This window comes from Kitasatospora sp. CM 4170 (assembly GCF_032110285.1).
Classification (GTDB): Bacteria; Actinomycetota; Actinomycetes; order Streptomycetales; family Streptomycetaceae; genus Kitasatospora; species Kitasatospora aburaviensis.
Genome location: NZ_CP134877.1, coordinates 7,518,575 through 7,537,419, shown reverse-complemented (window position 1 = coordinate 7,537,419; position 18,845 = coordinate 7,518,575). Strand labels below are relative to the sequence as shown.

The following is an 18,845-nucleotide window of genomic DNA, read 5'->3' as shown; positions in this document are numbered from 1 at the left end:
CCCGCGGCGCAGCTCGTCCCGCGGCGCGGCGCGACGGCCGGCTCACTCCTCCCGGGCGGCGGCGACCACGGCGGTCATCGACTGCAGGAACCGCTGCGCCGTCGCCAGCTCTCCGGCGTCGAATCGGCCCATGGCCGCCACGAGGTCCCCGATCAGGCCGCCGAAGAAGTCCTGGCCCAGCTCCATCGCCCGGTCCTCGACCAGCAGCCGGACCTTCCGCCGGTCCCCGGGGTCGCGCTCGCGGCGGATCAGGCCGAGCCGCTCCAGCCGGTCGACCAGGCCCGTGGTGCCCGCCGAGTTGAGCCGCAGCGCCGCACCGAGCCGACCGGGCGTCACGACCGTGCCGGCCCGCGCGGCGTCCAACAGGTGGATCAGCGCCCGCAGGTCGGTCGGGTGCAGTCCGTGCCGACCTGCGAATTCCGCGCCGAACAGGTCGAGTTCGACGGTCAGCCCGCGCAGCAGGTGAACCAGCTGCATCGGCTCCGCGGCAGCACCCACCCGCTCCTCCGGTCGCTCGGCGGCACTGTCCGCCCGCGGCACGCCCGGCTCTCCGTCCGGCCGTCCGTCGACCTGTGCACCCACCCTGTCGTCCTTTCCTCGGCATGCCGCGTGCGACTATTCTCTCGCTCAGCGAGATTGTTGGCCAGCGAGTGAATTCGCCATCCGTCGGAGGGCATGATGTCAGCACGCAGCACCGGATCCGCCCACGCCTCGTCCGCCTCGCCCGGCTCCCCCACCGCACAGGATCCACCCGAGCTCGCCGCGTTCCTCGCCGCCTACGACGAGGCCCTGAGCCGGTGGCCGGTCCCCGCCGAAGCGATCACCGTCCGGACTCCGCACGGCACCACCCGCGTCAACGCCTGCGGCCCGCGCGACGGCCGGCCGCTGGTCCTGCTGCACGGCGGCGGCGCCACCTCCACCGGCTGGACCGCCAACGCCGAGGCGCTCGCCGCGGCCGGCCACCGCGTCCTCGCGGTCGACCTGATCGGCGACCCCGGCCGCAGCGTCCTCGACGCCCCGCTCGGCGGCGTGGAGGGCCTGATGAGCTGGCTCGACGCGGTGCTCGACGGGCTCGGCGTCGCCGAGGCCGACCTCTGCGGCCACTCCTACGGCGGCTGGATCGCCCTGGAGTTCGCGCTGCACGCCCCGCCGCGGGTCCGTCGACTGGTCCTGCTCGACCCGACCCAGTGCTTCGCCGGGTTCCGCCCCGGCTACCTGCTGCGCGTCCTGCCGCTCTTCCTGCCGCCCCGGACGGCCGGCAAGGCGCGCTCCTACCTCACCTGGGAGGCCCGGGGCACCGGCTCCGGCACGGCCGCCGAAGCCGCCTGGCGCGAGCTGTACGCGCTCGGCTTCGCCGGATTCCCCGCCGCCCGCCCGGTCACCGGCCCGCGACCGGCCCCCGAACGGCTGCGCGCCCTCACTGCGCCGACGCTGGTCCTGCTCGCCGCCCGGAGCCGCACGCACGACGCCCGGCGCGTCGCCGACCTGGCGCAGAAGGCCCTGCCCGGGGCCACAGTGGACGTGCTCCCCGACGCCTCCCACCACACCCTTCCGGCCGCTCACCCGGCCGAACTCAACCGCCGCCTCACCGAGTTCCTCGCCGCCGGCGCATAGCGGGCGCCCCGGGGGCCGGATCACGCCGCCGCGTCAGGGCCGACGAGCCGCACGGGAGTGACGACCGTCACATCGGCACCGTGTCACAAACGTCCGAGCCGTCCCGTCAGAGATGTGAAACCGCAGGACGACGGCAACGGAGCCCATCATGGAAGCACGCCTCAACCCCTTCACCAACCCGGTCCTCGGCAAGGTCTTCAAGCACATCATCGCCGCGGGCAAGGTGCTCGAAGACTCGACGCTGCCGGCCTCGACCCAGGAGCTCGTGAAGCTCCGCGCCAGCCAGATCAACGGCTGCGGCTTCTGCACCGACATGCACTTCAAGGACGCCGTGCACGCCGGCGAGAGCCCCGAGCGCCTCAACCTGGTCGCGGCCTGGCGCGAGGCGACGGTGTTCACCGACGCCGAGCGCGCGGCGCTGGAGCTGGCGGAAGAGGCCACCCGCATCGCCGATGCGGCCGGGGGCGTCCCGGACGAGGTCTGGGCCAACGCCGCCAAGCACTACGACGAGGAGCAGCTCGGCGCCCTGGTGGGGGTCATCACCGTGATCAACGCCTTCAACCGCGGGAACGTCATGCTCCAGACGCCCGCCGGCGACTACCAGCCCGGCCAGTTCGGCTGACCGGCCGACCGGCCGACCGGCCGATCGACTGATCGACCGGAGCCGGACGGGACCCACGGCCACCCGGGGCCGGGCGCAGCGTGCGCCCGGCCCCGTTGCTTCTGATGTCCCGAGGCCCGGAGGCCCTGTCGGCCGGCGGTCAGTAGATCAGGTAGCCGGGCCGGTGGCCCTCGTCCTCGATCTCCCCGGTGGCCTGCGCCCGGAGCTTGTGGGCCAGTTCCTCCAGTGCACGGGAGGCCGCCATCTCCTCGCCGATCCGGGCGAGCGGACGGTCGTCCGCACTCTTGACGGCCTCCCCGTGCGCGCTGAGGCCCGGTGCCCTGGCCCCGGTCAGCCTCGCGTCGCACGCCGTGTGCACGCCGTCTTCGTCGAAGCTCAGCTCCACATCCCATTGGTTGTGCATGCCACACCTCCTGGCGCCCGCCCCCGTCGTGCCTGCTCTGACCGGCACGGATGCTGACGCCGTGGCGGCCGCTCACACCAGCGTGCGCCCGCTCCGCCCGCGGCGGCAAGCGCGGGCGGCGACACCGCCCCGAGCCCTGGCACCGCAGGGCCCGGGCGTGCCCGGCCCGCCGGCCCGGGGCCGGGCCCGGGCGCCACGCCCACCCCGGGCGGCTCCCGGGGGTCGGCGGGCCTCCCCGGCGGTACGCTGACGAGAGCGCGCCGCGACCGCCGTCGAACCACAGACCGCCGGTGCGGCGCGGGCAGCGACATTGGGGTGGTCCCTTCGTGGCGGTCTTCCTCCTCGCACTGAGCGCCGCCTGCTGCCTGGGCCTCGGGTTCGTCCTCCAGCAGCACGCGGCACAACGGGCCCCGCGTGGCGACCTGCTGCACTGGCGACTGCTGCTCGACCTGCTGCGGATGCCCGAGTGGCTGCTCGGCACCGGCTTCATGGTCAGCGGGCTCATCCTCTCCGCGCTCGCCCTCAACCAGGGCGAGGTCTCGCTGGTCGAACCGCTGCTCGCGACCAACCTGCTCTTCGCCATGGCCCTCTCCCGGGTCCTGACCCGTCAGTCCCTCGGGCGCTCCGGCTGGATCGGGGTGCTGCTGCTCGCCCTCGGCGTCACGGCCTTCATCGTGGCCGGACGGCCCACCGGCGGCGGTCCACCGGCCGGCGAGCTGCGGCACTGGCTGGTGGTCGGGACGGTCACCGGGCTGACCCTGCTGCTGGTCTCGCTCGCCCGCCGGCTGCCCCTCTTCGAGGAGGCCACGCTGCTCGCCCTGGCCGCCGGCCTGCTCTACGGTCTGCAGGACGCCCTCACCCGCACCACCACCCAGCGCCTCGACCACGACGGTCTGCGAGCCGTGCTCGGCACCTGGCAACCGTACGCGGTGGTAGCGGCCGGCGTGGTCGGACTGCTGCTGGTGCAGAGCGCCTTCGAGGCCGCACCGCTGCGGATGTCGCTGCCCGCACTCACCGCCGCGCAGCCGATCACCGGGATCGTCTGTGCGGTCGGCTTCCTCGGCGACCGCCTGCGGGTCACGCCCGGTGCCCTGGCCTGGGAGATCGCCGGGCTGATCGCCATCGTGGTCGGCGTGATCGTGATCGGCCGCCACCCCGCGATGCCCGGATCGACCGGCGACCTGCTGGAGAGCGTCGGCGACCTGCCCGACGACGAGGGCACGGCCGGGGCCAAGGCCGCCCCCGACGCCGGTGACGTAGCCGGTGCCGACGCCGACGCCGGTGCCGGTGCCGGTGCCGGTGCCGGTACGGACCCCGCCCCCGACCACGCCCCGGACGGTGGGAACGGGACCGCGAGGACCGACGCCCCCGACCACGCCCCGGGCCCGGGTCTCCCGCACCAGGACTACCCGGGCAGCGGCCCCACCAAGGACCCCGTCGGCGGACCCGTCGACGGCAGCCCAACCGGTGGCGGCCACGAGGCCGACACCCCGACAGCCGACCGTCGCGGGCCCGACGAACGTACGCAGGACAACCACGGCCCCGACCGCCACGGGGGCAACGATCCCCGGGGCACCGGCGGGAACCCCCGGTAGTCCCCGGGACGGGCGACGGCATGTGCTGGAGCGCGCAGGCGGACTTGGCGGCCGGTGGCTTCGTCGCGGGGATCGGCCTGCTCTGCCTGACCCGCACGTACCGCGCCGGGAGACCCGAACGCCTGCTCTCGCCTCGCTCCCCCTGGTGCTCGGCGTGCACCAGCTGATCGAGGCCGCAGTCTGGTTCGGCGCCGACGGCGACCTGCCGGCGCCCGCGGCCGGCTGGGCCCGCACCGCGTGGGCGGTGATCGCCCTGCCGCTGCTGCCCGTGCTCGTTCCCGCCGGGGTCTGGTGCGCGGTCCGCGAACCGGCCCGCCGACGGCGGCTCCTGCCCTTCGTGCTCCTCGGCCTCCTCGTCGCCGCCCCGCTCGCCGTGGCCGTCGCCACCCACCCGGTCGGGGCCGCCGAACACGGCCACACCCTCACCTACGCCGTCGGCCTCCCGCACCCGGGACTCCTGCTGACCGGCTACCTGCTCGCCACCGTCGGCTCGCTCCTCCTCAGCGGCGACCGCCGGCTGCGGCACCTCGGCCTGCTCACCGGCGTGGGCGCCGCCGTCTGCGCGCTGCTGTGGCGACTGGCCTTCGTCTCCACCTGGTGCGCCCTCGCCGCCCTGGCCAGCGTGCTCCTGCTCCGCTGGACCGCCACCCCGCCCGACGACCGCCCACGCGACGACCACCCCTCCGGCAGCCGCCGTTCCCACCACGATCCCGCCGACCAGGGCACGCCCTCCGGCGGGACGCCCTAACATCGCGGGCATGACCGCACCCGAGTCCGAGTGGATCCTCGTCGCGCACTACGAGAACGTCTCCGGCTGCCTCCGGCCCGCAGCCGCCGCGCGCGCCTGACTACGGGCTCGGGGCATCGACTGGACGCCCTTCACCGCCGACGAGATCCGCTCCGGTCTGACCTGCGGCATCCGACCGGACGGCCACTGGCACGGCTGGTTCCACGTCCACCTCCACGGGCCGCTCCTCCACCGACTCGGGCTGCACCCCGACCAGCCGACCTCGACGGTCACCGGCACGCCTCCGCCCGGCTGGTGGCACGCCGAAGCCGAGCGCCACGCCCGCGACCCCGGTCCGTGATCGCACCGCCGCCCGCCCCGCCCGTCAGGGGCAGCTCGCGTCCAGTGCCTTCACCATCACGAGCTCCCGGCCCGCGCCGCCCGGCAGCGGAGCTCCCAGTTCCCCCGACGCCACGAACCCGCGCCGCCGGTAGAGCGCCACGGCCGGTTCGTTCCCCGGGAGCACGGCGAGCCTCAGCACCCGTGCGCCGGACGACCGCGCCCAGTCCTCGACCGCACCTTGAACGCGTCCGGCGCATCGGCCAGCGCGGCCAGCGCGGCCAGGCGCAGCGCCCGCCACAACGGCCAGTCCTCCGGCGTCAGCACCCGCAACGTCACCATGCCGCGAGTCTCCCCTCGCCCGTCACCGGAGTCGACCCCCGCCGACCGGGCCGGGACCGACCCGGGAGTCCCCGAGGCTCCTCGGATCACGCGGTCGGCGGGGGCTCGCTTCCGACGGTGAAGGGCAGGTAGGCAGCGGCACCGGTCCGGCGGGCCGCGTCGACATGCTGCAGGCGGGCGAACTCCGCCGGCCCCATCAGGTCGAGCCATCCGGCCACCGGCCGGACCTGCCATTCGGTGTGCTCGTCGGGGTCGAGGACGATGCCCGCGAGCTGGTCGTCGGTCAGCTCGCCTCCGTCGAAGACGAATCCGACCTTGGCCAGCGGCCAGGCCGCATCGGGCCCGCTGAACATGACGGCCAGGAGCCGGGGCCGTTCCAGCAGACCGGGCTCGGCGGTCTCCAGGTCGATGCCGGTCTCCTCACGGCACTCCCGCACCGCGGTCTCCAGCGGATGCTCGCCGCGCTCGACGTTCCCTCCGGGCCAGCCCCAGAACTCCGGGTCGTGGCGCGAGCGCATCCCGAGCGGACGGCCGAGGGTGTCCGTGAAGTAGAAGCAGCCGAAGACGGTCGCGTTCTCGATGGTCTGCACGTACTGTTCCGGCGGCAACCAGCTCATGCTCGGTCTCCTCGTCGGGCGTGCGCCGCGGCGCGCCGGTACGGCCGAGGACCACGCTATCGCCCGCGCCCGCGGTTTCGTCGGCAGTTGCGTCCGGCCGCCCCGGGTCTCGGGGCCGCCGGCTCGTGTCACCCGGCTCGCGTGGCCCGGCTCGCATCGCCCAGCTCGCGTCACCCGGCTCGGGTCGGCCGGCAGGAGGTGAGCGGGCCCGGATGCACGGCGCCGCACGGGCGCCGCCGTCACCGGGCCGCCGACCCCACCGGTTCGCCGGCCGCCGACTCGGCCCCGACCGTGGTCGTCCGAGCCGATCCGGCCACCGGACCCCGGCCGCGCGAACGGTCCATCTCCCGCCACTCCGGGCGCAGTCCCGCCAGGGTGGTGGTGGCGAGGTAGAGGCCGCCGAAGGCGAGCAGCACGGGCAGCAGGCCGGTGAGCGCGGCGGCGGTGCCGGCGAGCAGGCCGCCGAGGGGTATGCCGGCCCAGGCGAGCGAGTCACCGAGGGCGCCGACCCGGCCGAGCAGGTGGCGCGGGACGCGTTCGAAGGTGATCGCGCCGAGGATCGGGTTGAGGAACCCGGCCCCGAAGCCGCCCACCGCGAACACGGCGAGCACCACACCCATCGGCGCATCCAGCGCGAGGACCAGGAAGCGGGGGGCACCGCAGAGCAGGAAACCGGCGAAGAAGACCGTCCGGCGCGGCAGGCGGTGGGCGACGGCCGCCGCGACCAGGCTGCCCGCGACCGCGGCGATCCCCCAGGCGCTGCCGGACAGCCCGATGGCCGCCGGGCCGCCGCCGGACTCCTTGGCCCAGAGCGGTATCAGGACCGTCATGAACCCGGCGTCCAGCAGGTTGGTGATGCCGATCATCACGATCACGGTGAGCATCAGCGGCTCGCTGCGCAGGAAGGTGAACCCCTCCCGGAACATCTGCCAGTAGCCGGCCTTCTCCCCGGGCGCGCCCTCCCCCGCGGGCTCGGGCACGGCGGCCGCGCGGCCCATGCCGCCCGGCAGGGCGAGCGCGATCACCAGCGAACCGAGGGCGAAGGCGGCGGCGTTGACGGTCAGGCCCGCCATCGGGCCGAGCAGCGCGATGAGACCACCGCCGACCGCCGGTCCGACCGTCGAGGCCAGCCGCTCGGTCACGCCGGCGAGTCCGGTGGCCCGCTCCAGCGGCATCCGGGCGCGGTCGGCCGCCTCGGGGACCATCACCTCCTTGGCGAGGTCCCCCGGGCCGCGGACCCCGCCGACCACACCGACCATGACCAGGAGCAGCCAGAACGGCAGCGCGCCCAGGCCGTGCAGCAACGGGATCAGGCCCGCGGCGACGGCACTGACCGCGTCCGTCGTCCAGGAGACGACGCGCGGGCCCAACCGGTCGATCAGCGGCCCGGTGAGGGCTTTGACCAGCACGTACGGCGTCATCTCGACGAAGGCGACGAGGCCGGTCATGGTGGCGCTGCCGGTGGTGGCGAGGACGAACCAGGGCAGGGCGATGGCCGAGACCCGCGTCCCCGTCAGCGAGATCGCCATCGCTGTGAAGACGCCGAGCAGCGGGCGGACGGTCCGGCGCGGCGCCGCCGGGGCCGCACCCCGCTCCGGTGCGGTGCTCATCGTTGCCCGCCCCCCTCGCCCGAGTCGTCCCGGCCCGCCTCATCCGTGTCCTCCGCCGGCAGCCCGCCCGCGGGATCGGGCAGCACCTGGAGCACGACGGCCACCCGCTCCGCCCCCTCGGGCGCCTCCTCCCGGGCGTCGTCCCGGCGGTAGCGGGCGACCACGGCCGCCAGCTCCTCGCCGAGTTCGCGCGACTCCTCCGGCGTCAGCCGCAGCGCCCAGTCACTGAATTCGAACGCGTGGCGCCAGCTGCGCGACATGGCGTCGAACCCGTTCAGGGCGCGCTGGGTGGTCAGCGCGTTCGCGGCGACGACCGACCGGAGGAAGCCGATCGCGGCCTCGGGCTCCTGCTCGGCCAAGTCCCGGTCCGACCAGACGGTGTTCTGGTGGACCGCCTTCCACCAGCGCTCACGGGCGTTGCCGCGCTCGGTGTCCTCGGTGACGAAGCCCGCGGCCGCCAGCTGGCGCAGGTGGTAGCTGGTCGCGCCCGACGTCAGGCCCATCCGCTCGGCGAGCCTGGTCGCGGTGGACGGCCCGAGTCGGCGCAGCAGCCCGACCAGCTGCACGCGCACCGGATGGGCCATCGCCCGCAGGCCCCGGGCGTCCAGGACGACATCGGTCTGCGGGTCGGGGCTGTGCGGCCACCGCTTCTCTTCGGTCATGGCAGCAGCCTAGGACCGCAAAGACTTCTTCGCAAAGGAATTTTGCGAAGAAGTCTTTGCGGTCCTCCGGAAGGCTGCCCAGAGACGGGCGAAGGCCGCCCGGCCCGGTGTCACTCCAGGGCGACCGCCAGTGCCAGCACCACGGTCAGGCCGCCGCCCGGGGTCTGCTCCACGGCGAGCCGGCCGCCGGCCGCCCGCACCAGCCCGTGCACGGCCGGGCCCACCGGCCCGCTCGTGCGCATCCCCGCCAGCAGCCACTCCCGGGCCTCGGGCAGTTCGCACGGTCCCCGGTCCACCACCCGGACCTCCACCCGGGCCGGGCCGGTGCCCCAGCCGCCCGTCGGATCCGGATCGCCCGCGCCCCCCGCGCCTCCCACGTCGTCCGCGCCGTGCGCGCGCCGCGGGCCGGTCCGGCCGGCCGCGGCCACCTCGGCCCGCACCACCACCGCCGCGCCGGCGGGAGTCCGCCGGACGGCGTGGTCCACCAGCCCGGCCAGCGCCGTCTCCAGCCGCCGGGCGTCGCCCTTCACCACCGGCAGCCCACCGGGTATCCGCACCGCGACGGCCGCCGCGCGACCGCCGCCGCGCAGCACCCGCTGCACCACCTCGGCCACCTGGACGTGCTGCGCCTGCGGACCGCAGCCGATCGGGCGGACCGTCCAGTTCACCCGCTCCAACTCGGCGCGGCCGAGCGGCCGCGGACCGGCCATCACCCCTGCTCGCGACCGTCCCGGGCCCTCCGCGGCACCGCCCGGTCCGCCCGGACCGGCGCTCCCGCCCCAGCCCGGCCCACCGCGCCGGCCACCGTCCGGCCGCCCGCCGCCCGGCCCGCCCCAGACCGGCCGGCCGCCGGCGCTGCCGCCGGCACCGCCGGCCACGGCGAGTCCACCGAGCATCCGGGCACCGGAGGCCACGTAGCCCCAGAGCCTCCCGCGTGCCATCGCGCCCTGCCCCTCGTACTTCGCCGGCCCTTCCCGCCATCGGACGCGGGTGAGCCGGAGCGGGCCGCCTTCCGGGCCCCTCCGCCCAGCCTGCGCCCCCGCCGGACGGGTGACAATCCGGCTCAGGGGCGCACATTCGCCCCGCTCCCCCGCCGACCGGCGGGGTCCGGCTCGGCCGACAGACGGGGCGGGCCGGAGGGCACCGCCGCCCCCGCCACCCCGAGGTCCGCGCCGACCCGCTCCCGCCCGACCTGCCCCGTACACGACCCGTCCCGCACCACCCGCGGTCCGAACCGCACCACCCGTCCCACGTACCACCCGTCCCACGCACCGCCCACACACCGCCCGGCCGGCTCAGCCGCCCGGCCCGATCCGGCCGCCGAACCTAGACTGGCCGCATGACCCGGCTCAACGACCAGGTCCAGGAGCTGCTCCAGGAGTACGCCGACCTGATCTCGATCACCGGCGGGGACGCCTTCCGGGCCCGCTCCTACGAGAAGGCCGCCCGCGCGGTGGGCGGCCACCCGGAGGACGTCGCACGGCTGGACGCCAAGGGGCTCCAACAGATCCCCGGCGTCGGCAAGTCCACCGCCGAGAAGATCGCCGAGTACCTCGCCACCGGCCGGATGTCCGCGCTGGAAGCGCTGCGCGCCAAGATCCCGCCCGGCGTCCGCGAGATGATGGCCGTGCCGAGCGTGGGGCCCAAGCGCGCGCTCGCCCTCTACCGCGACCTCGACATCGCCTCCGTCGACCAGCTCGCCGAGGCCGTCCGCGCCGACCGCCTGAGCGAGGTGGCCGGCTTCGGCGAGCGCAGCGGCGAGAAGATCCTGCACGGCATCGAGCTGATGCGGCAGTCCGGCGGCCGGACCCTGCTCGACGCCGCCACCGAGCAGGCCGAGCAGATCGTCCGGGCGATCTCCGCCGTTCCGGGCTGCACCCGCTGCGCCTACGCCGGATCGCTGCGCCGGATGCGCGAGACCGTCGGCGACATCGACGTGCTCGCCACCGCCGAGGACTCCGAGCCGCTGATGACCGCACTCACCGAACTCCCGTACGTGGCCGAGGTGATCGTCCGCGGGCCGACCAAGACCTCGGTGCGCACCGCCAAGGGCCTGCAGGTGGACCTGCGGGTGGTGCCCGAGGAGGACTGGGGCGCCGCGCTCGTCTACTTCACGGGCTCCAAGGCCCACAACATCAAGCTCCGCACCATGGCCGTCCGGGCCGGGCTGAAGCTCTCCGAGTACGGGCTGTTCGACGCGGAGAGCGGGGAGAAGGTCGTCTCGGCGACGGAGGACGAGGTCTACGCCGCGCTCGGGCTGCCCTGGATCGCACCGCCGCTGCGCGAGGACCGGGGCGAGGTCGAGGCGGCGCTGCGCGGCGAGCTGCCGGACCTGGTGGCCGAGTCCGACCTCCGCGGCGATCTGCACACCCACACCGACCTCACCGACGGGCTGGCCACCCTGGAGGACATGATCGACACGGCCGCCGCCCGCGGCTACAGCTACTACGCGGTCACCGACCACGCCCCCGACCTGGTCATGCAGCGGATGACGGACGAGAAGATGCTCGCCCAGCGCGAGCAGCTGCGCGGGCTCGCCGACCGGCACAAGCGGATGCGGCTGCTCCACGGCACCGAGCTGAACATCGGCCCGGACGGCGGGGTGGACTGGCCCGCCGAGTTCCTGGCCGGCTTCGACGTCTGCGTGGCGTCCGTCCACTCGCACTTCGGCGCCGACCGGGCCGCGCAGACCCGCCGGCTGATCCGCGCCTGCGAGAACCCGCACGTGCACGTCATCGGCCACCTCACGACCCGGCGGATCGGCCGGCGCGGGCCGATCGACGTCGACCTGGACGCCGTCTTCGAGGCCGCCGCGCGGACCGGCACCGCGATCGAGATCAACAGCTCGCCCCAGCGGCTCGACCTGCGGGACGAGGACGTCCAGCGCGCCAAGCGGTACGGCGTGAAGTTCTCGATCGACAGCGACGCCCACGCCACCGGCCACCTGGCCTACCCCCGGTACGGGATCGGCACCGCCCAGCGGGCCTGGCTGACCACCGAGGACGTGATCAACACCTGGACCTGGCAGCGGCTGAAGAAGTTCCTGCGAAAGGACGCGCTGCGCTGACCACGCGGCCCGGAACATCGCAGTTCGCCCGGATTCACGGCGGCAGAACCCTGGTGCAACGACCAGGACAGGCGCATCATGGAAGTGGACCTGCGAGGTAGACGCGGAAGTTCGACCGCAGGAGGCAGTGGCGACAGATCGAGACGGATCAGGGTCTGCCGCTGGTACCTAGGTCGACGATCGAACTACAGGCCGGAGGACGCGACGTCCGGAGGCCACCCCCGCCTCGCAGGTTCCGCACGTCCGGACCACCGCCGGCCTCCCGCACACACCGCCGGCGTTCCCGGGCGCCGGACACCCGCTACCGTTCCTCCGTACCGACAACGGCCCGGCCGCCCGACGGCGCCGGGCCGCCCGCCACCGCCCCGGAGGACGGCCCGATGCCCGACTACCGCCGACTCGCCGTCGCCGGGCCGTACTTCGCGCTGGACACCGCCACCGCACCCACCGACACGCCGCCACCGGGCTACCGTCCGCTGCGCGAGCTGTACGCGACCGGGTCAGACTCCCTGCTGGCCGCGCGGGTCCGGGAGGTCGCGCGCCGGCTCGGCACCGCCGAGCCCCGGGTGGCGGCCTCGATCCTGCACCTCGGACTCGCCGCCCGGTTCTGCTCGGTAGGCCTCGGCGCCGCCGTCCTGCTCGGCACCGTCCCGGAGTTGGACCCCGACCGGGCCCACGTGCGCATACCCGAGCAGGGGCCGATCGAGCTGTGGACGCCCCAGCGGCCGCAGCCCGCGGGTGAGGACGCCTCCCCCGGCGAGGCCGGCCCCGACCGCCTCCCGGAGCTGGCCGACCGGCTCCACCGGGTGCTGGTCCAGGGCCAGTTGGCGCCGCTGGCCGTCGCCGTCCGGGCCGCGGTGCCGCTCTCCGAGCGGCTGCTCGACGGCAACGCCGCCTCGGCACTGGCGGGCACGCTGCGGATGCTCCGCCCGCACGCGGCCCCCGGCCGGGCCGAGGCACTCGTCGCGCACCTGCTGGAGAGGCCACCGCTCGCCGGCACCGGGACGCTGCACGCCGGCGGCTTCCGGCGCAGCAGTTGCTGCCTCTACTACCGCGTCGGCCCGGCCGCGGGCGTCTGCGGCGACTGCTGCTTCACCCGCCCACCCCGCCGCTCCTGAGCCGCATCGGCCGCAGCCGCATCGGCGGGCGCTCCGCCGGCGCCCCCGACGGCCGGCGGCCCACGGACGGCTCCACCCGCCCACCGGGTCACCGGTCCGGCCCCCACCGGCAGCAGCCCCCCCGGGGAGTCCCCCCGCACGGGCCGGCGGGTAGGGTCGCGCCGTGTCGCTCGCTCTCCTCCTGCTCGCCGTGGTGGCCGTCGGGGCCTACTGCCTCGGCCTGCTGGCCGTCCGGTTCACCGTCGGTGCCGGTCGGTTCGCGGCGGTACTCGCTGCGCTGCTGGTCGCGGGCGCCGTGACGGCGACCGCCGGCTGGGCGGCGTGGCCGTCCTACCTCACCCCGTTCTTCGCCCTCGGCGGCGCGGTCGGCTCCCTGCTCGGCGCGGGCCGCGGCCTCCTCGGCCGGGGTTCGGCCGGCCGCTACGCCCAGGTGCCGGGCCGGCGCTGACCGCGCGAGCCGCCGGCCCGGGCCGGCGCCGCACGCCCGCCCGGGCCACCGCCGCCGGGCCGGCTACCGGTGCAGGGTCGCGAGCAGCAGGTTCGGGTCGGTCTGGGTGAAGAAGGCCGCGCTCGGGACGTAGACGGTGTCCCCGCGGACGGCCACCGAGGTGGGGTTGGAGAGGCCGTCCTGCGAGGTGAGGACGGTGCGGCGGTTGCCGTGCTCGTCGAGGTAGACGGCCTCGCTGGGCGTGTTGAGCGCCGCGATCAGCCTGTCACTGCGACCGATGAAGCCGAAGTCGTCCAGGCCGGTGAGCCCGGTGGCCCGGACCTGCGGCGTCCCGGCGGCGCCGTCGTGCTCGATCGGGATGCGCAGCAGCGTGCCGGTGTCGGTGTTGCCCACCCAGACGGCGTGGTGGTGCAGCTTGAGGCCGTTGGCGCCGAACCCTCCGGGGGCGGGCTTGAGCAGCGCGTCGTCCGACCAGACCGCCGGGTCTCCACCGGCCACCGGCACCGTGCGGACCAGGCCGAGCGCCGAGTCCGCGGAGTAGAGCAGCCCGGCGCGCTCGTCGAGGGCGAGGCCGTTGGGCAGGCTGTCGACCGGGAAGGCCGAGATCCGCTCCGGCGTGCCGCCGGGGCAGAGCCGCCAGATGCCGGTGAGATCGGCGGTGCCGGTCGCGTAGGCGAAGTACAGGGTTCCGTCGTGCGCGCGGGCGATGCCGGTGACGATCGGGGCGGTGATCAGCGGGGTGTTCGGGTGGTCGGGCGCGGGCAGCGTGGCCAGGATCGCGAGGTGTCCGGCGGGGTCGACCCGGCCGACCTGCCGGGCGAAGGCGAAGGTGAGGTCCGCGGAGCCGTCCGGTTCGAGCGCGATGTTCTCCGGCGTCTGGCCCTGGGCCAGGTCGAAGTGGGCGATGATCCGCGGGTCGGACAGGGGCGGCGAGACGGCGACGGCCGGCGTGGCGGCGAGCAGGGCGAGCGCGACGGAGGCGGCCGAGGCCGTACCGAGCAGTCCGGCGAGGCGGTGGCGGGGCGGGCGGGGCATGGACATCTCCTCGGATCGTCGAATCGATCGGATTTCGGCGTGGGAACGGGCGACGCGCGGGAACGGGCGACGGGCGCGCACCTGTCAGCAGAGCACGCCGAACGGCCGCCGCTTCGCCCTGCGGCGCCGCGCCACCGGGAGATCCCCCGCTCGGGCGGCCCCTGTTCGGGGGACTACCGGACGCACCGCGAGCGACCGCCGCCCGCACAGCCGGCCGAAGACAGGTCGTCCGGCCGGAACGCCCACTGCCCAGGAGGCCGCGCCCATGCCCAGAATGATCCGGAGCCGGAGCCGGCCCCGGACCCGGACGGGCAAGCGGGCGGGCGGCCGACGTGAACGACGAGAACGCCAGGGAGAACGATGCGGCAGACGGCGCGGAAGGTCCTCACCACCACCCGGACGGTGCCCGTCCACACGTCCGCCGGGGGTGCGGCATGAGCGGCGACCGCACCCGACCCGCCCGGCCGACGGCCCCGGCCCTCCCGCTCTCCGACGTCCTGGTCGCCGACTTCGGGCGGGTGCTGGCCGCCCCCTACGCGACGATGCTCCTCGCCGACCTCGGCGCCGACGTGGTCAAGGTCGAGCGGCCGGGAGCCGGGGACGACACCCGCGCCTGGGGCCCGCCGCACGCGCAGGGCGAGGCGACCTACTTCCTCTCCGTCAACCGCAACAAGCGCTCGATCGCGCTGGACCTGCGCGATCCGGCCGACCACGTCCGCGCCGTCGAACTGGTGCGTCGGGCCGACGTGTTGGTGGAGAACTTCCGTCCGGGCACGATGGCGCGGCACGGCCTCGGCCACCAGGACGCGCTCGCGCTCAACCCCCGGCTGGTCTACTGCTCGGTGACCGGCTTCGGCGCGGGCGCGGGCGCCGCCCTGCCGGGGTACGACCTGCTGGTCCAGGCCGTCGGCGGCCTGATGAGCATCACCGGCGCCGCCCCGGGCGAACCGGTGAAGACCGGGGTCGCGGTGGTGGACGTGCTGACCGGGCTGCACGCCGCCGTCGGGGTGCTGGCCGCACTGCGCGAGCGCGAGGCCACCGGCGAGGGGCAGGTGGTCGAGGTCGATCTGCTCACCACCCTGCTGTCCAGCATGGTGAACCAGTCCGCCGGCTACACCCTGGCCGGCGCGGTCCCGGGCATCCTGGGCAACCGCCACCCGTCGATCGCGCCGTACGAGGTGTTCCCGGCCGCCGATCGGCCACTGGTCGTGGCGGTGGGCAACGACCGCCAGTTCGCCGCGCTCTGCGGCGGGTTGGGCGTACCGGATTTGGCCGGGGACCGGCGGTTCGCCACCAATCCCGACCGGGTGGCGCACGTCGGGGAGCTGGCCGCCGAGCTCTCCGCGCGGCTCCGACTCCGCACGGCCGCCGAGTGGTTCGCCGTCCTCACACCGCTCGGCGTACCGTGCGGACCGGTGAACGACCTGGCCGACGCCTTCCGGCTCGCCGACAGCCTCGGCCTGGAGCCGCGGGCGACGGTACCGGGCCCGGACGGCGAGCCGCTCGACCTGGTCGCCAACCCGATCAACCTCTCCCGTACGCCGCCGCGCTACGCGCACCGGCCGCCCCGGCTGGGCGAGCACACCGAGGAGCTCAGGGCCTGGCTGGACGCCCCGGCAACCGGGGACGCCGGCGATGCCCCGGCGACCGGGGACGCCGCGGCCCCCGGCGCCGCGCCCTGACACCGTCCGCGTCGACCCCGTCGCCGTCGCACGGTCAGACCGCGACGGCCTCGTCCATCTCCGCCTCCGCCTCCGTCGCGGGCGCCGCGGCCCGCCCGCGCCGCTCGTACAGCGCCGCGCCGGTCATCACCAGCCCGCCGAGCAGCAGCCAGAGCGCCAGCGTCAGGACGTGCCCGCCGAGCCCGGCGCCGCCGTCGAAGTAGAGCAGGCTGCGCACGCCCTCCAGGAAGCCGGCGCCGGTCCAGAAGGAGTGCAGCGTGCCGAAGAAGCCGTTCTGCAGGTCCGGCCGGTAGACCCCGCCGGAGGTGGTGAAGTTCAGCATCACGAACAGGACCATCATCACCAGCGTGGTCCACTTCCGGAGGAAGGTGTGCAGGCCGATGCCGACCGCGACGACGCCGGCCGAGTAGAGCCAGCCCAGCGCCCAGACGGCCGCCAGGTCGTGGTCGACGACGTGGAAGACCGGTCCGGCGGTGACGATGCCGATCAGGCTCACCACCAGCGAGACGGCCAGGCCGACCAGCGCCCGGATCCGCATGCTCAGCGCCGCGCCGGCCGCGCCGATCACCGCAACGCTCGCGTAGCAGCCGATGCTGAGCGCGACCAGCAGGAAGAACAGGCCCTGGCCGGTCGGGTCGCCCTCGGCCGGGGCGGCGAGGTCGGTGACGGTCAGCGGCACGCCCTGCCGGTCCGTGACGTTCTGGAACACCGCTTCCGCCGCCATCGCGGAGGTGTCGGAGCCGGCCTTGGCGACGAGCAGTTCGGGCCGCCGGGCGTCCGGGAGGAACGCGCCGACCAGGTCGCGGTCGTGCAGGTGCCGTTCGGCGGCCGCGCGGTCCGGCAGGGTGCTGACGTCGAGCGCCGGGCCCGCCTTGGCCCGCACCGCGTCGGCGAGGCCCCGGTCCTGCGCGGAGGTGCCGACGACCGCGACCTTCAGGTGGTGGGGCTCGGGCTGGTGGAACGCGCCCTGGTAGGCGAGCGCCATGCCGAGGCACATCAGCAGCGGGGTGAGCAGGTGGACGGCGAGGTGCTTGAGCGCATGCCCCGGGGTGGGCGCCGCGGCGGTGGTCTGGGGTGTGCTCATGGCGTTCGTCCGGTCCTCCGGGTTCGGGCTGCGGCCCGGGCACGAGCCCGGACGAAAAGGATGGTAAATGCAACCATCTGGATGCAGTCTACAACCACCTTGCGGCCGTACGAAAGCCCGGGCCGCTGCCCGAGGCGCGCCGTGCGGAAGCCGCGCCGGGCGCGCGCCGCGGCCCGGGCGCCCGGCGACCTCACCGAACGCCCGGAGCCGCCCCACCCCTCACGCCAGCTCGAACACCCCGTACGAGAACCCGTCCGCCCGCAGCCGCCCGTCGACCACCCGCACCCCCTGGACGTCCAGCGGCCGCACCCCGACCCGCCCGAGCGGCACCTCGCCCGGCTCCCGCCGCGGGTTGACGGCCACCAGGTACCGCCCGGCCCGGGTGTACACCAGCGGGTACCCGGCGTGCCGGACGTCCACCTCCCCCGCCGCGCCCAGCCCCGGGTGGGCACGGCGCAGCGCGATCAGCCGCCGGACGGTGTGCAGCAGCGAGGTCGGGTCGGCCCGCTGGCTGGCGACGTCGGGCCGGTGCGGATCGGGGTCGATGGGCAGGTAGAGGCGGTCGGCGGGCGCGGTCGAGAAGCCGGCGTTCGGCCCCGGCTCCCACTGCATCGGGGTGCGCGAGCCCGCCCGGTTGTACTGCGGGCCGAGCACGCTGCCCTCGACGTCCGGCAGGCCCGGCAGGTAGCGCATGCCGATCTCGTCGCCGTAGTAGACCGCCGGCAGGGTGGGCCAGGTGAGCAGGAAGGCGAAGGCGGGGGCGAGTTGGGCGCCGGTGCGCGGGCCGGTGGCGAGCCGCGAGAAGTCGTGGTTGGCGGTGGGGAGGGCGATGTACCCGGCGCCCTCGGTGAGTTCGGCGGCGGAGCGCCAGGCGTCCAGGAACACCTGCGGGGTGCCGCGGCCCTCGGCCTCGAAGTAGCAGGGGCCCTGCTGCCAGAACTCCTCCACCGTGCCGGCGTTGTTGTTCCAGAGCGAGCGCAGCGGCAGGCCGCGGTCGGCGCCGCCGAACTGCAGGAAGAAGTCGGCGTGGAAGCCGGCCGCGACGGCGGCGGCCGGGTCGCCCCACTCGGCGAACAGGGCGGCCTGCGGGTGGGCCCGGTCGAGCCAGTCGCGCAGTTCGGTCCAGAGCTTGGCGGTCTCGGTGAACCCGGGGTCGTCCTTGACCAGCGAGGACGCCATGTCGACGCGGAAGCCGGCCACTCCGAGGCCGAGCCAGTGCGCCATGATCCCGCGCAGCGCCCGGCGGTTGGCGCGCGGGCCGTCGGCGTCGACCGGCTGGCGCCACGGCTCGTCGGAACGGCTGCGCGCATAGCCGAAGTTGAGCGCGGGCTGGCAGTCGAAGAAGTTCGGCCGGTACCAGCCCGGGCGGCTGCCGGGCGAGGCGACGAAGCCGTCCACCCGGTCCTCGGACCAGATGTAGCGGTGGTCGGACGGGTCCTCGGCGGCGGCCAGGAACCAGGGGTGCCGGTCGGAGGTGTGGCCGGCGACCAGGTCGAGCAGGATCCGGATGCCGCGGCGGCGGGCGGCCTCGACCAGCGCCGCCAGGTCGTCGGAGGTGCCGTAGCGCGGGGCGGGCGTGAGGTAGTCGCTGACGTCGTACCCGGCGTCGCGGAACGGCGAGGCGAAGCAGGGGGTGAGCCAGACCGTGTCCACGCCGAGCCAGGCGAGGTGGTCGAGCCGCTCGGCGGCACCGGCGAAGTCGCCGATGCCGTCGCCGTCGGAGTCGGCGAAGGTCTGCGGGTAGATCTGGTAGAGGACGGCGTCGGCCAGCCAGTCGGGGCCGGGGCGGGTCGAGGTCATGGGGTGGATCCTCCTGCCGGTTGCCGGGGGCCGGGTCTACCGATTCTCGTCCAATCCCGGCCGTCCCGACAGCCCGCACC

General features: G+C 75.4%; 18 protein-coding genes and 1 pseudogene. 8 read left to right on the top strand and 11 right to left on the bottom strand.

Annotation, left to right across the window (positions count from 1 at the left end; genetic code table 11):
* Window positions 1-42 precede the first annotated feature (42 nt).
* Window positions 43-477 (bottom strand): MarR family transcriptional regulator, encoded by a 435-nt coding sequence (locus RMN57_RS31790; RefSeq protein ID WP_313768038.1) that lies wholly within the window; start codon window positions 475-477, stop codon window positions 43-45.
* Window positions 478-678: 201 nt separating this feature from the next.
* Here RMN57_RS31790 and RMN57_RS31785 point away from each other — a divergent pair, with 201 nt between their 5' ends.
* Window positions 679-1,614, top strand: a complete 936-nt coding sequence (locus RMN57_RS31785; RefSeq protein WP_313766738.1) for an alpha/beta hydrolase — start codon at window positions 679-681, stop codon at window positions 1,612-1,614.
* Window positions 1,615-1,762: 148 nt separating this feature from the next.
* Window positions 1,763-2,236 carry a carboxymuconolactone decarboxylase family protein gene (locus RMN57_RS31780; RefSeq protein WP_313766737.1) on the top strand — a complete coding sequence of 158 codons (474 nt, stop codon included), beginning with the start codon at window positions 1,763-1,765 and terminating at the stop codon, window positions 2,234-2,236.
* A 139-nt stretch (window positions 2,237-2,375) separates the two neighbouring features.
* Here RMN57_RS31780 and RMN57_RS31775 read toward each other — a convergent pair whose 3' ends face one another.
* The gene (locus RMN57_RS31775; protein ID WP_313766736.1) at window positions 2,376-2,639 is read right to left on the bottom strand and encodes a dsRBD fold-containing protein; all 264 of its coding nucleotides are present in this window, start codon (window positions 2,637-2,639) and stop codon (window positions 2,376-2,378) included.
* A 326-nt stretch (window positions 2,640-2,965) separates the two neighbouring features.
* Here RMN57_RS31775 and RMN57_RS31770 point away from each other — a divergent pair.
* Window positions 2,966-3,811: pseudogene (locus tag RMN57_RS31770) on the top strand (DMT family transporter); the annotation flags it as partial.
* A 577-nt stretch (window positions 3,812-4,388) separates the two neighbouring features.
* Window positions 4,389-4,982: a DUF6629 family protein gene (locus RMN57_RS31765; protein WP_313766735.1), complete on the top strand. Its 594-nt coding sequence runs from the start codon at window positions 4,389-4,391 to the stop codon at window positions 4,980-4,982.
* Window positions 4,983-5,346: 364 nt separating this feature from the next.
* Here the strand turns inward: RMN57_RS31765 and RMN57_RS31760 are convergent, their stop codons facing one another.
* The 6 genes from RMN57_RS31760 to RMN57_RS31735 form a co-directional block, all read right to left on the bottom strand.
* On the bottom strand, window positions 5,347-5,502 hold the full coding sequence (locus tag RMN57_RS31760) for a hypothetical protein (protein ID WP_313766734.1): 156 nt from the start codon (window positions 5,500-5,502) through the stop codon (window positions 5,347-5,349).
* Complete coding sequence (locus tag RMN57_RS31755) at window positions 5,496-5,642, bottom strand: hypothetical protein (RefSeq protein WP_313766733.1); 147 nt, start codon at window positions 5,640-5,642, stop codon at window positions 5,496-5,498. Before RMN57_RS31755 ends, RMN57_RS31760 begins: the two co-directional genes overlap by 7 nt.
* Before the next feature lie 86 nt (window positions 5,643-5,728).
* The gene (locus tag RMN57_RS31750) at window positions 5,729-6,259 is read right to left on the bottom strand and encodes an NUDIX hydrolase (protein ID WP_313766732.1); all 531 of its coding nucleotides are present in this window, start codon (window positions 6,257-6,259) and stop codon (window positions 5,729-5,731) included.
* A gap of 239 nt (window positions 6,260-6,498) precedes the next feature.
* Window positions 6,499-7,869: an MFS transporter gene (locus tag RMN57_RS31745; RefSeq protein WP_313766731.1), complete on the bottom strand. Its 1,371-nt coding sequence runs from the start codon at window positions 7,867-7,869 to the stop codon at window positions 6,499-6,501.
* Window positions 7,866-8,531, bottom strand: coding sequence for a helix-turn-helix domain-containing protein (locus RMN57_RS31740; RefSeq protein WP_313766730.1), 666 nt, complete (start codon window positions 8,529-8,531; stop codon window positions 7,866-7,868). Before RMN57_RS31740 ends, RMN57_RS31745 begins: the two co-directional genes overlap by 4 nt.
* Before the next feature lie 110 nt (window positions 8,532-8,641).
* On the bottom strand, window positions 8,642-9,472 hold the full coding sequence (locus RMN57_RS31735; protein ID WP_313766729.1) for a hypothetical protein: 831 nt from the start codon (window positions 9,470-9,472) through the stop codon (window positions 8,642-8,644).
* Window positions 9,473-9,870: 398 nt separating this feature from the next.
* On the opposite strand from RMN57_RS31735, the gene polX reads away from it, so the two are divergent.
* The 3 genes from polX to RMN57_RS31720 all read left to right on the top strand — a co-directional run bounded on the left by polX (window position 9,871) and on the right by RMN57_RS31720 (window position 13,164).
* Window positions 9,871-11,598: a DNA polymerase/3'-5' exonuclease PolX gene (polX, locus tag RMN57_RS31730; protein WP_313766728.1), complete on the top strand. Its 1,728-nt coding sequence runs from the start codon at window positions 9,871-9,873 to the stop codon at window positions 11,596-11,598.
* A gap of 380 nt (window positions 11,599-11,978) precedes the next feature.
* Window positions 11,979-12,716, top strand: coding sequence for a (2Fe-2S)-binding protein (locus RMN57_RS31725; protein WP_313766727.1), 738 nt, complete (start codon window positions 11,979-11,981; stop codon window positions 12,714-12,716).
* Window positions 12,717-12,879: 163 nt separating this feature from the next.
* Entirely contained in the window at window positions 12,880-13,164 is a 285-nt protein-coding gene (locus RMN57_RS31720; RefSeq protein ID WP_313766726.1) for a hypothetical protein, read from the top strand.
* Window positions 13,165-13,227: 63 nt separating this feature from the next.
* On the opposite strand, the gene RMN57_RS31715 is transcribed toward RMN57_RS31720, so the two are convergent.
* The gene (locus RMN57_RS31715) at window positions 13,228-14,199 is read right to left on the bottom strand and encodes a hypothetical protein (RefSeq protein ID WP_313766725.1); all 972 of its coding nucleotides are present in this window, start codon (window positions 14,197-14,199) and stop codon (window positions 13,228-13,230) included.
* Window positions 14,200-14,633: 434 nt separating this feature from the next.
* On the opposite strand from RMN57_RS31715, the gene RMN57_RS31710 reads away from it, so the two are divergent.
* Window positions 14,634-15,881 carry a CoA transferase gene (locus tag RMN57_RS31710; protein WP_313766724.1) on the top strand — a complete coding sequence of 416 codons (1,248 nt, stop codon included), beginning with the start codon at window positions 14,634-14,636 and terminating at the stop codon, window positions 15,879-15,881.
* A gap of 34 nt (window positions 15,882-15,915) precedes the next feature.
* On the opposite strand, the gene RMN57_RS31705 is transcribed toward RMN57_RS31710, so the two are convergent.
* Window positions 15,916-16,965 (bottom strand): hypothetical protein, encoded by a 1,050-nt coding sequence (locus tag RMN57_RS31705; RefSeq protein ID WP_313766723.1) that lies wholly within the window; start codon window positions 16,963-16,965, stop codon window positions 15,916-15,918.
* A gap of 219 nt (window positions 16,966-17,184) precedes the next feature.
* Window positions 17,185-18,765 carry an alpha-amylase family glycosyl hydrolase gene (locus RMN57_RS31700; protein WP_313766722.1) on the bottom strand — a complete coding sequence of 527 codons (1,581 nt, stop codon included), beginning with the start codon at window positions 18,763-18,765 and terminating at the stop codon, window positions 17,185-17,187.
* Window positions 18,766-18,845: the final 80 nt, after the last annotated feature.

Bases quoted from the DNA above. Each gene is read 5' to 3' on its own strand.
- RMN57_RS31790 (WP_313768038.1), bottom strand. From the start codon at position 477: ATGCAGCTGGTTCACCTGCTGCGCGGGCTGACCGTCGAACTCGACCTG.
- RMN57_RS31785 (WP_313766738.1), top strand. From the start codon at position 679: ATGTCAGCACGCAGCACCGGATCCGCCCACGCCTCGTCCGCCTCGCCC.
- RMN57_RS31780 (WP_313766737.1), top strand. From the start codon at position 1,763: ATGGAAGCACGCCTCAACCCCTTCACCAACCCGGTCCTCGGCAAGGTC.
- RMN57_RS31775 (WP_313766736.1), bottom strand. From the start codon at position 2,639: ATGCACAACCAATGGGATGTGGAGCTGAGCTTCGACGAAGACGGCGTG.
- RMN57_RS31755 (WP_313766733.1), bottom strand. From the start codon at position 5,642: ATGGTGACGTTGCGGGTGCTGACGCCGGAGGACTGGCCGTTGTGGCGG.
- RMN57_RS31750 (WP_313766732.1), bottom strand. From the start codon at position 6,259: ATGAGCTGGTTGCCGCCGGAACAGTACGTGCAGACCATCGAGAACGCG.
- RMN57_RS31745 (WP_313766731.1), bottom strand. From the start codon at position 7,869: ATGAGCACCGCACCGGAGCGGGGTGCGGCCCCGGCGGCGCCGCGCCGG.
- RMN57_RS31740 (WP_313766730.1), bottom strand. From the start codon at position 8,531: ATGACCGAAGAGAAGCGGTGGCCGCACAGCCCCGACCCGCAGACCGAT.
- RMN57_RS31735 (WP_313766729.1), bottom strand. From the start codon at position 9,472: ATGGCACGCGGGAGGCTCTGGGGCTACGTGGCCTCCGGTGCCCGGATG.
- polX (WP_313766728.1), top strand. From the start codon at position 9,871: ATGACCCGGCTCAACGACCAGGTCCAGGAGCTGCTCCAGGAGTACGCC.
- RMN57_RS31725 (WP_313766727.1), top strand. From the start codon at position 11,979: ATGCCCGACTACCGCCGACTCGCCGTCGCCGGGCCGTACTTCGCGCTG.
- RMN57_RS31715 (WP_313766725.1), bottom strand. From the start codon at position 14,199: ATGCCCCGCCCGCCCCGCCACCGCCTCGCCGGACTGCTCGGTACGGCC.
- RMN57_RS31710 (WP_313766724.1), top strand. From the start codon at position 14,634: ATGAGCGGCGACCGCACCCGACCCGCCCGGCCGACGGCCCCGGCCCTC.
- RMN57_RS31705 (WP_313766723.1), bottom strand. From the start codon at position 16,965: ATGAGCACACCCCAGACCACCGCCGCGGCGCCCACCCCGGGGCATGCG.
- RMN57_RS31700 (WP_313766722.1), bottom strand. From the start codon at position 18,765: ATGACCTCGACCCGCCCCGGCCCCGACTGGCTGGCCGACGCCGTCCTC.